Raw genomic sequence first — 12,834 nt, 5'->3', positions numbered from 1 at the left:
GTGGGGCCCAAAAAAGCGGTGCCGCCGAGAAGATCTCGGCGGCACCGCTTGTTGTGCTTCAGGCGATCAGTGAGTGATCTCGCTGGGCTTGTCGCCGGCGGGAACCTCATGGTCGTCGTGGCCCTCGGCATGGTGATCGGCCTCGGCGATCTCGCCGGAGGTCGGCTTGCTGATCACCCCGGCGAAGTACCAACGCGAGAGCAGCGCGCGCCACTTGCTCACGCCCGCACCCTTCTCGGCCACCCCGCGTGCGTCGGTGGCCGGAGCCACCTCCAGCGCCTTGCCCTGCAGGTGCTGGGTGAGGGTGAACTTCTCGTCGACCGTGATCGGACGGTGCGGCTCGGAGTAGCCGCCGTCCGGTGCCCGCTCGATGATGCCGGTCTCACTGCCGTGCAGGACGCGCTCGGCGTCGGCACGCTGCAGCGAGATGCAGATCCGCTTGGTGATGATGAAGGCGACGATCGGGGCCACGAAGACCGCCACCCGCATGAACTCGGTGACCGCGTTCAGCGAGAGGTGGAACTGGGTGGCCAGGATGTCGTTGCCGCCGGCCAACCAGAACATGGCGTAGCAGGTCATTCCGGCGACGCCGATGCCGGTGCGCGTCGGGTTGTTGCGCGGGCGCTCCAGCACATGGTGCTCGGCCTTGTCGCCGGTGATCCATGCCTCCACGAACGGGTACAGAGCGAGCAGCACGAACAGCGAGGTCATCAATCCCACGCCGGGCAGGACGATGTTCCACGACCAGGTGGTGCTGCCCAGATGCCATTCCCAGTTCGGCATGATCCGGACGGCGCCCTCGACCCAGCCCATGTACCAGTCGGGCTGCGAACCCGCGCTGACCTGGGCCGGGTTGTACGGACCGACGGTCCACACCGGGTTGATCTGCATCGTGGCGCCCATCAGGATCGACACCCCGAAGACCACGAAGAAGAAGCCGCCGGCCTTGGCCATGTACACCGGGAACAGCGGGTAGCCGACGACGTTTCCGTCCTTGCGGCCCGGACCCGGGTAGTGGCTGTGCTTGTGGTAGACCACCAGCGCCAGGTGGGCCGCGATCAGTCCGAGCAGCAGGCCGGGCACCAGCAGGATGTGCACCATGTACAGCCGGGGGATCACCAGTTCGCCGGGGAACTCGCCGCCGAAGATGAAGAACTCGGCCCAGGTGCCGATCAGCGGAATGGAGCGGATCAGGCCGTCCACGAACCGCAGGCCGGTGCCGGACAGCAGGTCGTCGGGCAGCGAGTAGCCGGCGAAGCCCTCGATCAGCGACATCGAGAACAGGCCGACACCGATCAGCCAGTTGAGTTCACGCGGCTTGCGGAAGGCACCGGTGAAGAAGATGCGCAGCATGTGCACGGTCATCGACGCCACGAACAGCATCGCCGCCCAGTGGTGGATCTGCCGGACCAGCAGGCCGCCGCGGATGTCGAACGACAGCGTCAGCGTCGAGGCGAAGGCCTCGGACATCGGCAGGCCGCGCATCAGCTGGTAGGTGCCCTGGTACTCGACCTCGGCCATCGACGGCTTGAACCAGATGGTCAGGAAGACGCCGGTGAGCAGCAGGATGATGAACGAGTACAGCGCGATCTCGCCGAGCAGGAACGACCAGTGGTCGGGGAAGATCTTGCGCAGGTTCTTCTTCAGCAGCGACGCCAGGCCGAGGCGCTCGTCCGCCCAGTTGGCGACGCCGGCCACACCGGGTGACACGTTCACCTTGGGGGGACGCTCGGCGTCCAGGGCCGGTGAGTCGGTAGAGACATCAGCGGGCTTGGCCATCACCGATCACCTTCCTTGAAGTCGCCGTTGGAATCACGCTCGAAGAAGCTCGGCCCGACCGGGACGGTGAAGTCGCTGCGGGCGACCAGGTAGCCGTCGGCGTCCACCGTGATCGGCAGCTGGGGCAGAGCCCGGGCCGCCGGACCGAACACCACCAGACCCGAGTTGCCGAGGTCGAAGGTCGACTGGTGGCAGGGGCACAGCAGATGGTGGGTCTGCTGCTCCCACAGGCTGATCGGGCAGCCCACATGGGTGCAGATCTTGGAGTAGCAGAGGATTCCGCCGACCTGCCAGTCCTTGCGGGACTCGGGGATCTTGATCCGGGAGGGGTCCATCCGGACGATGATGATCGCGGCCTTCGCCCGTTCGATCTGGAAGTCGGCGCCGTGGTGATCCCACAGGTTCTCCGGCTGCGCGTTGACCAACTGGCCGATCTCCAGGTCGGACGCCTTCAGCGGCCGGCGGGTGACGTCGTTGACCAGCTTCACGCCTTCGGCCCAGATGGTGCGCTCGATCGTGCGCTTCCGGGTCTCGGCGGTCGGCCACGGGCCCATGTCGGCGAACAGCACGACAGCCGGCACGGCGATGACGCCGAGCGCGCCGCCCAGTGCGCCGCCGATCAGCTTGCGCCGTCCGAGCGCCGACTGCTCGGCGCCCTTGGCGAACTCGGCCGCGAACACCTCACGGTCAGCCTCGGGGGAGGCCGCGGAATGACGGTCCTCGGCCACCTCCTCGTCGCCCATGATGGTCTTCGCCCAATGGACGCAGGCGAGGCCGATCAGCAGTGTCGCCAAGCCACCGGTGAGGCCGAGCAGGAACGTGGTGGCGTCCCAGTCCATGCCGAAGATGGTGACGAACGAGTTCCGCGGAATCGTGAAGTAGAGCACGACGAATGCGATAGCCAGCACCGGGACGGCGCCCAGCATCAGCAGCACCTGCCGATAGACGCGGTCGCCGGCGGACTTGTCGGCGTCGGTCCATCGCTCGACGTGTTCCTCGATGCCCGGATCGGGCACCGGGAAGCGCTCGAGTTCGGCGCCTTCTTTCCTGGTTTCGATGCTCATCGAGCCCGAGCTCCCTTCGCGGCGATCCAGACGGCGAGCAGGCACAGCCCGCCGATACCGATGATCCAGGCGAACAGGCCCTCAGCGACGGGGCCGAGCGCCCCGAAGGTCAGGCCGCTGCTCGGCTGGGCGTGCAACGTCTCCAGGTAGCCGACGATGGCGCGGACGTCGTCGTCGGGGATGGCGCCGCTGCTGAACACGGGCATCTGCTGCGGGCCGGTGCGCAGAGCCTCCCAGATGTGCTTACCGTCGACACCCACCAGGCTGGGGGCGTACTTGCCGTTGGGCAGTGCGCCGCCGGCGCCCTCGAAGTTGTGGCAGGCGGAACAGTTGGTGCGGAACAGCTCCCCGCCCTTGGCGAGCTGCTCGGGGGTGAGGCCCTCGCCGCTGTACTGGTCGGTGTTCGGGACGGCCGGGCCGGGGCCCAGGCTCGCCACGAACGCGGCCAGGCTGGCGATCTCGGCGTCGGAGTAGGTGTTCTGCTTGCGGGGCGCCTGGGCGCCCGGGTTGGCCATCGGCATCCGTCCGGTGCTCACCTGGAAGTCGACGGCGGCGGCGCCGACACCGACCAGGGACGGGCCCTGCTCGGTGCCTTCGCCGTTCATGCCGTGACAGGACGAGCAGGTTACCCGGAACAGGGCCTTGCCTTCGGCCACTTGCTGGCTGTTGCCGGTGTCTGCCGACACCCGCGCGGCCGGTGCCACGGCGGCGTACAGCGCACCCATGAGCAGCAGGGCCATCACCAGCAGCGCCGGCCTGGTGGCCCGGTGCCGCCTGTTGGCGGTCAGGAAACGCACGAGGATTCCTCCTAGGTCGAACTGCTCAGCGCAGGATGTAGATGACGCCGAACAGGATGATCCAGATCGCGTCGACGAAGTGCCAGTAGTAGGACGTCACGACGGCATGCACGGCCTGCTCGTGGGTGAAGGTGCGGGTCATGTAGGTGCGGCCCAACATGAACAGGAACGCGATCAGACCGCCGGTGACGTGCAACCCGTGGAAGCCGGTGGCCAGAAAGAACGCCGACGAATACGCGTTGGTCGAGACGGTGAAGCCCTCGGAGAACAGGGTGGCGTACTCGATCGCCTGGCCGCCGATGAAGATCGCGCCCATCACGAAGGTGAGGATGTACCACTCGCGCAGCCCCCACTGGCCGACTTGGAGGATCGAGCCGGTGCGGCCGACCTGACCACGCTCGGCCTTCCAGACGCCCATCTGGCAGGTCACCGAGGACAGGATCAGGATCAGCGTGTTGGTGACGGCGAACGGCATGTTGAAGTGCGCGGTACCCCATTCCCACAGCGACTCGGTGCCGGCCTGCGCCGCGGCCGCATTGGTGATCGACCGCAGATTGAAATAGGCGGCGAACAGCGCGGCGAAGAACATCAGGTCGGAAGCGAGCCAGATCCAGGTGCCGACGGCAACCATGTCGGGCCGGCCCTTGGTGGGGTGCAGGCGAGACTGCGCGATCGGGTGCACCGCCCCGTGCGGCATAGCTGCCGCGGCGCTCGAGTGAGAGTGAGTCACCCGGTCATTATGGCTGCTCAGAGCGGATTGGTCACCCTCTGCGACCACCGATTCTCGCGCAGGGGTGTAGATCTCGCGTGGCCCGCGGTGGATGGGCCCGATGAGGGCGCGGGGGATAATGCCGCCATGGCCCCGTTGCCGTTGCTTCTGCCCTTGCATGCCGATCCGGGAAACCAGCCGCCGCCGCTGACCCCGGAGCGGCTGCTGACCGCCTGGACGTTCGAGCCCTGGGTCGTGGCGGCACTGGTATTGATGGTCGGCCTGTACCTGTGGGGCGTGCGCCGGCTCGCCGTCCGGGGCGACCACTGGCCGCTGGGTCGCACCCTCGCCTGGTGCGTCGGCGGTGCCGGAACGATGACGATCGCGCTGCTCAGTGCGCTGGGCACCTACGACACGGTGCTGTTCAGCGTCCACATGGTGCAACACATCCTGTTGTCGATGGTGGCGCCGGTGCTGATGGCCGTTGGTGCCCCGATCACCCTGCTGCTGCGGAACCTGGGTGCACTGGGCCGGCGCCGGGTGGTGGCCGTGCTGCATTCCTGGCCCGCGAAGGTGCTGACCTGGCCGCCGCTGGCCACCGCGCTGATGATCGCCAACCCGTATCTGCTGTACATGACCGGGCTCTACCCGCTGACCCTCTCCAACGACTGGCTGCACGCCTGGATCCACGTCCATTTCGTGATCACCGGCTGTCTCTACTTCTGGCCGCTGCTCGGCCTGGACCCGATGCCGACCAAGTTGCCGCACTACCTGCGGATGCTGCTGATCTTCATCACCCTGCCGTTCCACGCCTTCCTCGGCGTGATCATCATGGGCTCGCCCCAACTGATCGCCGAGGACTGGTACCTGGCGTTCAACCGGGCCTGGCCGCCCAGCCCGGTGGAGGACCAGAACCTGGCCGGCGGCATCATGTGGGGCGCCGGCGACCTGATCTCGCTGATCATCCTGGCGGTGTTCTTCGTGCAGTGGTTCCAGCATTCGCAACGTGAGGCGGCCCGCATCGATCGGCAGCTGGACCGTGAGGAAAGGCTGGCCGCCCGGGCGGCGGCATCGGGGTACGATGCTGGCAAAACCCCCGGTCAGCCGCCCGCAGACGAGGAATACGCATGAGCCACGACACCGCCAGGATCCTGGTCTACTCCGACGATCGGACGACCCGCGAGCAGGTGCGGCTGGCGCTCGGCCGCCGGGTGGCGTCCGATCTGCCCGAGATCGAGGTGTACGAGACCGCCACGCAGCCGGCCGTGTTGTCCGCCATGGACGGCGGCGGTTTCGATCTGCTGATCCTGGACGGCGAGGCGAACCCGGCCGGCGGGATCGGACTGTGCAAGCAGCTCAAGGACGAGATCGCCGAATGCCCGCCGATCCTGGTGCTGATCATCCGGGTCGCCGATTCCTGGCTGGCCACCTGGTCGCGCGCGGACGCCGTGTCGATGTACCCGGTGGATCCGGTCCGGCTGCCCAGCGCGGTCGCCGACCTGCTCCGGGCCCGACCCGGCCGGGCGGCCTGAGGTGGGTTACAGCTGGCCCGATGTGCTCACCGGGCTGATCTCCGGCGACCACCTGAGCGCGGAGACGGCGTCCTGGGCGATGAGCGAGATCCTGGCCGGCAACGCCACCGATGTACAGATCGCCGGCTTCCTGGTCGCACTGCGGGCCAAAGGTGAGACGGTGGAGGAGCTCGCGGGCCTCGCCGAGTCGATGCGCGACCGGGCGACACCGATCACCCTCGACCCTGAGGCTGTGGACGTGGTCGGCTCCGGCGGTGACCGGGCGAACACGGTCAACGTCTCCACGATGGCCGCCGTCGTGGCGGCAGCCGCCGGCGTGCCGGTGGTGAAGCACGGCAACCGGGCGGCGTCGTCGGCCTGTGGCGCCGCCGACGTCCTGGAGGCGCTCGGCGTGGCGCTCGACGTCCGGCCCGAGGATCAGCCCGCCGTGCTGGCCGAGGCCGGCATCGTCTTCCTGTTCGCCCCGCTCTATCACCCGTCGTTGCGGCATGCCGGGGCCGCCCGCAGCCAGCTCGGCATCCAGACCCCGTTCAACTTCCTCGGACCGCTGGCCAACCCGGCTCGTCCGGCCGCTCAGGCGGTGGGTATTGCGAACCCGCGGATCGCGGCACTGGTCGCGGGCGTGCTGGCCCGCCGGGGCACCCGGGGCCTGGTCTTCCACGGCGATGACGGGTTGGACGAGCTGACCACCACCACGACGTCCGACATCTGGCTGATCCGCGACGGCGAGATCGCGGTGACCACGCTCGACCCGGCCGACCTCGGCTTCGCACCGGCCACCCCTGCCGACCTGGTCGGCGGCGACGTGGCCCGCAATGCCTCCATCGCCCGGCAGACGCTGGCCGGTGAACCCGGCCCGGTGCGGGACATCGTGGTGCTCAACGCGGCCGCCGCGCTGCTGGCCTTCCACGGCCCCGACCTGGGTCGTGACGTCGCCGAACAACTCGCTGCGCACGTCGCCACCGCAGCCGCGGCGATCGACTCGGGCGCGGCCACGCTGGTGCTGAGCAGTTGGGCGGAGGCCACCCAGAAGGCCGTTCGCGGGGCCTGAGCCGCTGATCTGGGCCCAGGCTCAGTGGCTGCCGGGCACCAGAACGGATCCGGCGAGCGCCAGGAACGGGCCCGCGACCAGTGCCGGACCGTACGGGAAGGCGCGGCCACGTCCGGACGCCCGCCACGCCACACCCCAGACGACGCCGAGCAGTCCGCCCAGCATCAGCGCGCCGGCCAGCAGCGGCCAGCCGACCACGGCCGATGCCGCGCCGATCACCGGCGCCAGCCGGACGTCACCGAAGCCGAACCCGCCGCCGAAGCGCCAGAACGCCCAGAACAGAGCGCCGGCGGCCAGCGCGCCCAGACCGGCCCGGACGAGCGCCTCGACACCCAGCCAGCCGACGCAGGCCAGCAGGCCGGCGGCGGTGAGCAGCCAGGCCGCCTGGGCGAGTCGCTTCGGCAGGTAGCCGGTGCGGGCGTCGATCACCGCCGCCAGGACGGCGGGGCCGACCAGACCGAGCCAGGCCGGCGCCGTGGCCGGAGTGACGATGACCACCAGGCTCCCGGCGACAGCGACCGCGCCGAACACGACGAGAGCGGTCGTGGGTGTCGCCAGCCGCAGGTACGGACTCACCTCGGGTTCGTCGATCGGGGCCGGCAGGGCTCGCAGCACCGCCGGCGTCACCAGCGCAAGGCAGGCGGCCAGCAGCATCGCCAGTGCCAGCAGCCAGGTCATGGCGGCAGCCTAGGCGGCCAATGGGGGCCAGCAGGCATCGGTCTGCCGCAGCCGCTGAGCGGCCAACCCGAGGGTTTCGGTGAGTTGGGTGCACGAGGTGGCCTCGCCGTCGACCAGCAGGGTCAGCTCGTTGAGGCCGATCTGGCACCATCGCGCCACCCACAACGGGTCGACACCCGCCGCCAGCAGGTTGCGCAGCCGCGCGCCCGTCCGTGCGGCCGGCACCCGCAGCGACCGCATCGCGATCAGGTCGCCGGCGCCGACCCGCAGCAGCCGTCCGGCCATTCGCGGCTCGATCCGGGTCTGCGGACGGCCGGCGCGCCCGACCAGCAGGGCATGGACGGCGGGCAGGGAGACGCCGGTCGCGACGGCCACCGCGGGCCAGGGCACCGCGGCGGCTTCGACGGCGTGCCGGACGTGGGCGCGGAAGGGTGCCGCGTCCACCCAGGTGGAGTGACGGGTGGCGGGCTGGGCCGAGGTAAGTGCTCTCACACCCTAGAAGGCAGTTTTCGGAGGGTGTTTTGTGAATCGGAGACCGAAAATGTCCGAAACTCGCTAGTTCTTGGGTGGGCTCGGGCCGGTTCCGGCCCAGGAACGCGAATCGGGGTGGCCGCGTGCCCGCGCCCACCCCGATCCCTGTTCTGTTTCAGCGCTGAGCGCGGACGAACCCCGCTCGCTCGGCGGCTTCGGTGGAGTTGAACCACACATCGGTGATGGTGCGGTCGTAACCTCCGGAGCCCCGCAGGTGGTACTTCATCGAGCGCTCGTTGCCCTTGATCTCGTAACCCTCGGGCGGTTCCGCCCCCACGTACGAACCTTCGCCGTAGGGGCTATCAGCTAAAGGGGAGGCATCACCCTTTGCGTCCTTCGCCTTCTTCTTCGCGTCGTCGACCGCGTCGGCGGCCTTGTCGGCCACCTCCTCGGCCTTGTCGGAGACCTCGTCGGCGACATCGGCGGCGGCCTTCTTGGCGTCGTCGATCGCCTCCCCGGCCTTGTCGAGGGCCTCTGAGCCCGCGTCCTTGATGTCGTCGGCTGTGTCCGTCACGGCGTCCTTCACCTCTTCAGCCTTGTCGGCTGCAGCGTCCTTGATCTCGGCAGCCTTGTCGGTGGCGGCGTCCTTGATCTCGGCAGCCTTATCGGTAGCGGCGTCCTTGATCTCGCCGGCCTTGTCCGCCACCGCGTCCTTGACCTCTGCGGCCTTGTCGACCACGGCGTCCTTCACCTCGCTCGCCTTGTCGGCAACGGTGGCGGCGGCCGCTTTGGCCTTGTCGGCCGCCTCTTTGGCGCCGTCCTTCACCTTGTCGACCACGTCGGCGACCGGATCGGCCACGTACGGACGGGACGGCTCGTGGGTCTCCCAGCTCGCCTCGGGACCGGCCAGCAGCTTGCGGACGGCGTAGATCACACCGGCCAGCACGGCGCCGGCGAGAGCGATCAGCCCGATGGTCTTGCCGACGCTGCGACGCTTGCGGGTGGGCGCGATCTCGGCGACCTCGTCGGCCAGTTCGGCGGCCTCCTCCTTCGCGAGATCGGCGGCCTTGTACAGGGCTGCCGCGAGCCAGGGCAGGAAGTCGTGTTGCACCTTGTCACGGGCCAGGTCGACGGTGGGGGCGACCCGCTCGAGGGTGTCGTCAACCACCGGGCGGACCTTCTTCACCGCACTGTCGACAGCCGGTGTCACCTTGTCGAGGGCGTCGTCCAGCACCGGGTGCACTCGGTCGAGGGTCTCGGCGGCCAGCTTCGCGCCCCGCTTGCGGGCATCGGTCAGCTTCGGATGCACCTTCTCGTAGGCTTCGCCGGCGATCCGGGTGGCCTCCTTGAACGAGGGTTCGATCCGGTCGTAGGCGTCCTTGAGGCTGGGCTCGATGCGCTCGTAGGTGTCCGAGGCCAGGTCGACGCCACGTTTGCGGGCGGTGTCGAGGTGGGGCTGGACCCGGTCGTAGGCGTCCGCCGCGAATTCGGCCCCGCGCTTGCGGGCCTCTTCCACGTAGTCGCCTGCCTGCTCGACCAGGGGGGTGAGCTTCTGCACGGCCTCGTCGAGGGCTGCCCGGCTGGCGTCTGCGGCTGACTCGGCGGTCGATTCGACGGCCTTCAGCGGCTTCTTACGCTTCACTGTTCCTCCAGTGGTTGGGATGGTCACGGCTATACCGCGTCCCCCAAGCTACCGGGCCGCTATTGCGCCGAACAGGTTTGTCGGCGCATTCCACCCCTAGAGGTTGCACTATTCGGCCACATCTCGGCGGGTGAGCGGTGACGGCGGCGGTCAGCTCCCCGGTTGCCAGAGATCCCGCCGGGCGTACTCGACGATGCCGGTTGCGATGGCGTCCAGCAGCGGCGAACGCAGATTCCACTGCTGCCAGTGCAAGGCGACCTCCACCGTCGGGCCGCCGAGGTCGACCAGGTCACCCTCGGCCAGGGCGTCGGTGGAGTGGAAGCGGTCCAGCAGGCCCCAGCCCAGCCCGAGCCGGACGGCGTGGGCGTAGTCGGCTGAGGCGGGCACGAAATGCCGGGGCGGCTGGCTCGGGTCGATGCCCTGGTCGCTCAGCCAACTGCTCTGCAGTTCGTCGCGCCGGTCGAAATAGACCACCGGCGCGGCGGCCAGTGCCGCCTCGGTCGGGCCGTCGGGCAGCCAGCGCCGGAGGAAGGCGGGGGTGGCCATCGCCCGATACCGCATCGCGCCCAGCGGGACGGCCCGGCAGCCGGGAACCGGGCGGGAACGCGACGTGACCGCGCCCATCACCGCGCCGGACTCGAGCAGGCCGGCGGTGAAGTCCTGGTCGTCTCGGTGCAACTCGAAGACCACCGGATGGTTCCGGGAAAGCTCCGCGAGCGGGGCGAGGAACCAGGTGCCGAGCGAATCGGCGTTGACCGCCAGCGGGATGTTGATCGGTGCGGCGGCCGACTCGTCCGCACCGAGTTCGACGAGGGTGTCGTGCTCGAGCAGGGCCAGTTGCCGGGCCAGTCGGAGCACGGCCTGCCCGGCCTGCGTCGGCTGGGCGGGCTTGCTGCGGATCAGCAGCACCCTGCCCACCTGCCGCTCCAATGCCTTGAGCCGCTGACTGACGGCGCTCGGGGTCAGATGGAGTCGAGCGGCTGCCGCGTCCAAGGTGCCCTCGTCGACGATCGCGGCAAGGGTCTCGGTGAGATCGGGAGGGAGTCGCATCATGAACGATGCTAATGGATCTGAAGAATCATTAGCTGGACTGATTGAGGCTGTCACTCTAACGTCGAGGGCGTGTCCTCCTATCTCGCCGGCATCGGCCTCGGTTTCTCGCTGATCATCGCGATCGGCGCGCAGAACGTGTTCGTGCTGCGTCAGGGGATCCGGCGGGAGCACGTCATCATCACCGCGACCATCTGCGCGGTGTCGGACGCCGTGCTGATCGCCGCCGGGGTGTCCGGGATCGGGCTGGTGCTGCATGCGGTGCCCTGGCTGCTTGACGTCGTCCGCTGGGTGGGGGCGGTGTTCCTGGTCGGCTACGGCGTACTGGCCGGACGCCGGGCCTGGCGGGGCGAGGCCGAAGTGTTGCGGGTCGCCGACGATCCCGCTCCGGCGGGCAACGGTCAGTTGATGGTGGCGACCAGCACCCGGGCCGTCCGGGTGGCGATGACGGCGCTGGCGCTGACCTGGCTCAATCCGTCGGTCTATCTCGACACCGTCTTCCTGCTCGGCACGGTGGCCAACGCGCACGGCGACGGTCGCTGGATATTCGCCGTCGGAGCGATGACCGCCAGCGTGGTCTGGTTCTTCGGGGTCGCGCTGGGTGCCCGGCTGCTCGCGGGCTGGCTGGCGACCGCGCGGGCCTGGCGGATCTTCGACGCCTGCATCGCGGTGCTGATGGTGGTGTTGGCCCTCGGGCTGGTGTTCGCCCACTGACTCGGTATCGCGATCGCATCGCGGCTTCCCGCGGGTATGTCAGGATGGGCGGCACCCACAGCGGACGAACCAGCTGGGCGGCGTTGTGGCCGCTCGAAGGAAAGGACAACACCGTGGCTCAGACCGCCACCCTGCACACCAATCACGGCGACGTCGTCATCGACCTGTTCGAGGACCAGGCACCGAAGACGGTCGCCAACTTCGTCGGCCTGGCGACCGGCACCCAGGAGTACGCCGACCCCGAATCGGGTGCGCCGACCACCGGCAAGTTCTACGACGGACTGACCTTCCACCGGATCATCGACGGCTTCATGATCCAGGGCGGCTGCCCGCAGGGCAGCGGACGCGGCGGCCCCGGCTACACCTTCGCCGACGAGTTCCACCCCGAGCTGCGCTTCGACCGGCCCTATCTGCTGGCCATGGCCAACGCCGGCCCCGGCACCAACGGCTCACAGTTCTTCATCACCGTGGTGCCCACCCCGCATCTGAACCGGCGCCACACGATCTTCGGCGAGGTCACCGACGAGGCCAGCCAGAAGGTGGTCGACGAGATCGCCCAGGTTCGTACCGGCTACGGCGACCGCCCGGTCGAGCCGGTGGTGATCGAGTCGATCACCGTCGCCTGACCCTCGGACGACGCCCCGGGCCGGCTGCGTCGGCCCGGGCAGTCAGGCCCGCGGGCTGGAGGCGACCGGGACGGGCGTCAGCGGCGTCGTGGCGTTGAGCCAGACGGCCAGCCCGACGGCGGCCACCAGCGCGAGTGCGGCGGCGACCAGCCATCCGAGCAGCGCTCGGTCGCCGGTGGGGCGTCGATTCACTCGGCCCCCAGTGAGAAGGCCGCCTCCAGGTCGTGCGAGGAGTAGGCCCGGAAGGCGATGTGGGTGACGGTGTCGACCACGCCGGGCACCCGGTTCAGCCGTTCGGTGACGACCTCGGAGACCTGGTCGATCGAACGGACCCGGATCAGGGCGATCAGGTCGATCTCGCCGGTGACTGAGTACACCTCGGAGACGCCTTCCAGGCCGGCGATCTGGGTGGCCACGTCGGGAATGCGGGCGACCTCGGCGTGGACGAAGACAATCGCGGTGATCATGGCGAGAGCCTAGACCTGCGCCGTGCCCAGCGCGTGCTGCGCCAGCTCACCGTCGCCCAGCCCGATGTGCAGCGGCCAGCTCCACTGGCCGTCGATCTCGATCAGCCGGACGCCGGGGCGCTCCAGCCAGGCGGCGATCCGTTCGGTCTCTTCCACGGTCGCCGCCGGTTGCGGCCCGGGCGGCCGGCTGACCTGCTCGGCCGCCAGCACCGCGGCGCGGGCCACCACCTGGGCGACGTCGCCCGGCCGTGCCC

Annotated in this window: 15 protein-coding genes and 1 pseudogene; 5 read left to right on the top strand and 11 right to left on the bottom strand. The window is 69.3% G+C overall.

Annotation, left to right across the window (positions count from 1 at the left end; all coding sequences use genetic code 11):
* Positions 1-66: 66 nt before the first annotated feature.
* The 4 genes from QM624_RS05830 to QM624_RS05815 are packed head-to-tail and all read right to left on the bottom strand — an operon-like array spanning position 67 to position 4,271.
* Complete coding sequence (locus tag QM624_RS05830; protein WP_415089699.1) at positions 67-1,779, bottom strand: cytochrome b; 1,713 nt, start codon at positions 1,777-1,779, stop codon at positions 67-69.
* Positions 1,779-2,843 carry a Rieske 2Fe-2S domain-containing protein gene (locus QM624_RS05825; protein WP_415089697.1) on the bottom strand — a complete coding sequence of 355 codons (1,065 nt, stop codon included), beginning with the start codon at positions 2,841-2,843 and terminating at the stop codon, positions 1,779-1,781. The genes QM624_RS05830 and QM624_RS05825 overlap by 1 nt, the downstream gene beginning before the upstream one ends.
* On the bottom strand, positions 2,840-3,640 hold the full coding sequence (locus QM624_RS05820) for a c-type cytochrome (protein WP_415089694.1): 801 nt from the start codon (positions 3,638-3,640) through the stop codon (positions 2,840-2,842). Before QM624_RS05820 ends, QM624_RS05825 begins: the two co-directional genes overlap by 4 nt.
* A 25-nt stretch (positions 3,641-3,665) precedes the next feature.
* Positions 3,666-4,271: a cytochrome c oxidase subunit 3 gene (locus QM624_RS05815; protein WP_415089701.1), complete on the bottom strand. Its 606-nt coding sequence runs from the start codon at positions 4,269-4,271 to the stop codon at positions 3,666-3,668.
* A gap of 225 nt (positions 4,272-4,496) precedes the next feature.
* On the opposite strand from QM624_RS05815, the gene QM624_RS05810 reads away from it, so the two are divergent.
* The 3 genes from QM624_RS05810 to trpD are packed head-to-tail and all read left to right on the top strand — an operon-like array spanning position 4,497 to position 6,932.
* Positions 4,497-5,480 (top strand): cytochrome c oxidase assembly protein, encoded by a 984-nt coding sequence (locus QM624_RS05810; RefSeq protein ID WP_415089692.1) that lies wholly within the window; start codon positions 4,497-4,499, stop codon positions 5,478-5,480.
* The gene (locus tag QM624_RS05805) at positions 5,477-5,881 is read left to right on the top strand and encodes a response regulator (protein WP_415089690.1); all 405 of its coding nucleotides are present in this window, start codon (positions 5,477-5,479) and stop codon (positions 5,879-5,881) included. The genes QM624_RS05810 and QM624_RS05805 overlap by 4 nt, the downstream gene beginning before the upstream one ends.
* Position 5,882: 1 nt before the next feature.
* Positions 5,883-6,932: an anthranilate phosphoribosyltransferase gene (trpD, locus tag QM624_RS05800; protein ID WP_415089688.1), complete on the top strand. Its 1,050-nt coding sequence runs from the start codon at positions 5,883-5,885 to the stop codon at positions 6,930-6,932.
* A 21-nt stretch (positions 6,933-6,953) separates the two neighbouring features.
* On the opposite strand, the gene QM624_RS05795 is transcribed toward trpD, so the two are convergent.
* The 4 genes from QM624_RS05795 to QM624_RS05780 all read right to left on the bottom strand — a co-directional run bounded on the left by QM624_RS05795 (position 6,954) and on the right by QM624_RS05780 (position 10,773).
* The gene (locus QM624_RS05795; RefSeq protein ID WP_415089686.1) at positions 6,954-7,610 is read right to left on the bottom strand and encodes a prepilin peptidase; all 657 of its coding nucleotides are present in this window, start codon (positions 7,608-7,610) and stop codon (positions 6,954-6,956) included.
* Positions 7,611-7,619: 9 nt separating this feature from the next.
* Complete coding sequence (locus tag QM624_RS05790) at positions 7,620-8,102, bottom strand: hypothetical protein (protein ID WP_415089683.1); 483 nt, start codon at positions 8,100-8,102, stop codon at positions 7,620-7,622.
* A gap of 154 nt (positions 8,103-8,256) precedes the next feature.
* Positions 8,257-9,723, bottom strand: coding sequence for a hypothetical protein (locus tag QM624_RS05785; protein ID WP_415089681.1), 1,467 nt, complete (start codon positions 9,721-9,723; stop codon positions 8,257-8,259).
* Between the two features lie 150 nt (positions 9,724-9,873).
* Positions 9,874-10,773 carry a LysR family transcriptional regulator ArgP gene (locus QM624_RS05780; protein ID WP_415089679.1) on the bottom strand — a complete coding sequence of 300 codons (900 nt, stop codon included), beginning with the start codon at positions 10,771-10,773 and terminating at the stop codon, positions 9,874-9,876.
* 72 nt (positions 10,774-10,845) lie between these two features.
* On the opposite strand from QM624_RS05780, the gene QM624_RS05775 reads away from it, so the two are divergent.
* Together QM624_RS05775 and QM624_RS05770 are read left to right on the top strand one after the other, a co-directional pair.
* Complete coding sequence (locus tag QM624_RS05775; RefSeq protein ID WP_415089677.1) at positions 10,846-11,487, top strand: LysE/ArgO family amino acid transporter; 642 nt, start codon at positions 10,846-10,848, stop codon at positions 11,485-11,487.
* Positions 11,488-11,600: 113 nt separating this feature from the next.
* Complete coding sequence (locus QM624_RS05770; protein ID WP_415089675.1) at positions 11,601-12,113, top strand: peptidylprolyl isomerase; 513 nt, start codon at positions 11,601-11,603, stop codon at positions 12,111-12,113.
* A gap of 42 nt (positions 12,114-12,155) precedes the next feature.
* Here QM624_RS05770 and QM624_RS05765 read toward each other — a convergent pair whose 3' ends face one another.
* The 3 genes and pseudogenes from QM624_RS05765 to QM624_RS05755 form a co-directional block, all read right to left on the bottom strand.
* Complete coding sequence (locus QM624_RS05765) at positions 12,156-12,305, bottom strand: hypothetical protein (protein WP_415089673.1); 150 nt, start codon at positions 12,303-12,305, stop codon at positions 12,156-12,158.
* Complete coding sequence (locus tag QM624_RS05760; RefSeq protein WP_415089671.1) at positions 12,302-12,580, bottom strand: Lrp/AsnC family transcriptional regulator; 279 nt, start codon at positions 12,578-12,580, stop codon at positions 12,302-12,304. Before QM624_RS05760 ends, QM624_RS05765 begins: the two co-directional genes overlap by 4 nt.
* A 9-nt stretch (positions 12,581-12,589) precedes the next feature.
* Positions 12,590-12,834 (bottom strand): annotated as a pseudogene (locus QM624_RS05755) (endonuclease); the annotation flags it as partial.

This window comes from Micropruina sp. (genome assembly GCF_047606365.1).
Classification (GTDB): domain Bacteria; phylum Actinomycetota; class Actinomycetes; order Propionibacteriales; family Propionibacteriaceae; genus Micropruina.
This window is presented reverse-complemented; position numbering and strand designations above follow the sequence as displayed.

Bases quoted from the DNA above. Each gene is read 5' to 3' on its own strand.
- QM624_RS05830 (WP_415089699.1), bottom strand. From the start codon at position 1,779: ATGGCCAAGCCCGCTGATGTCTCTACCGACTCACCGGCCCTGGACGCC.
- QM624_RS05825 (WP_415089697.1), bottom strand. From the start codon at position 2,843: ATGAGCATCGAAACCAGGAAAGAAGGCGCCGAACTCGAGCGCTTCCCG.
- QM624_RS05815 (WP_415089701.1), bottom strand. From the start codon at position 4,271: ATGGTTGCCGTCGGCACCTGGATCTGGCTCGCTTCCGACCTGATGTTC.
- QM624_RS05810 (WP_415089692.1), top strand. From the start codon at position 4,497: ATGGCCCCGTTGCCGTTGCTTCTGCCCTTGCATGCCGATCCGGGAAAC.
- QM624_RS05805 (WP_415089690.1), top strand. From the start codon at position 5,477: ATGAGCCACGACACCGCCAGGATCCTGGTCTACTCCGACGATCGGACG.
- QM624_RS05795 (WP_415089686.1), bottom strand. From the start codon at position 7,610: ATGACCTGGCTGCTGGCACTGGCGATGCTGCTGGCCGCCTGCCTTGCG.
- QM624_RS05780 (WP_415089679.1), bottom strand. From the start codon at position 10,773: ATGCGACTCCCTCCCGATCTCACCGAGACCCTTGCCGCGATCGTCGAC.
- QM624_RS05760 (WP_415089671.1), bottom strand. From the start codon at position 12,580: ATGATCACCGCGATTGTCTTCGTCCACGCCGAGGTCGCCCGCATTCCC.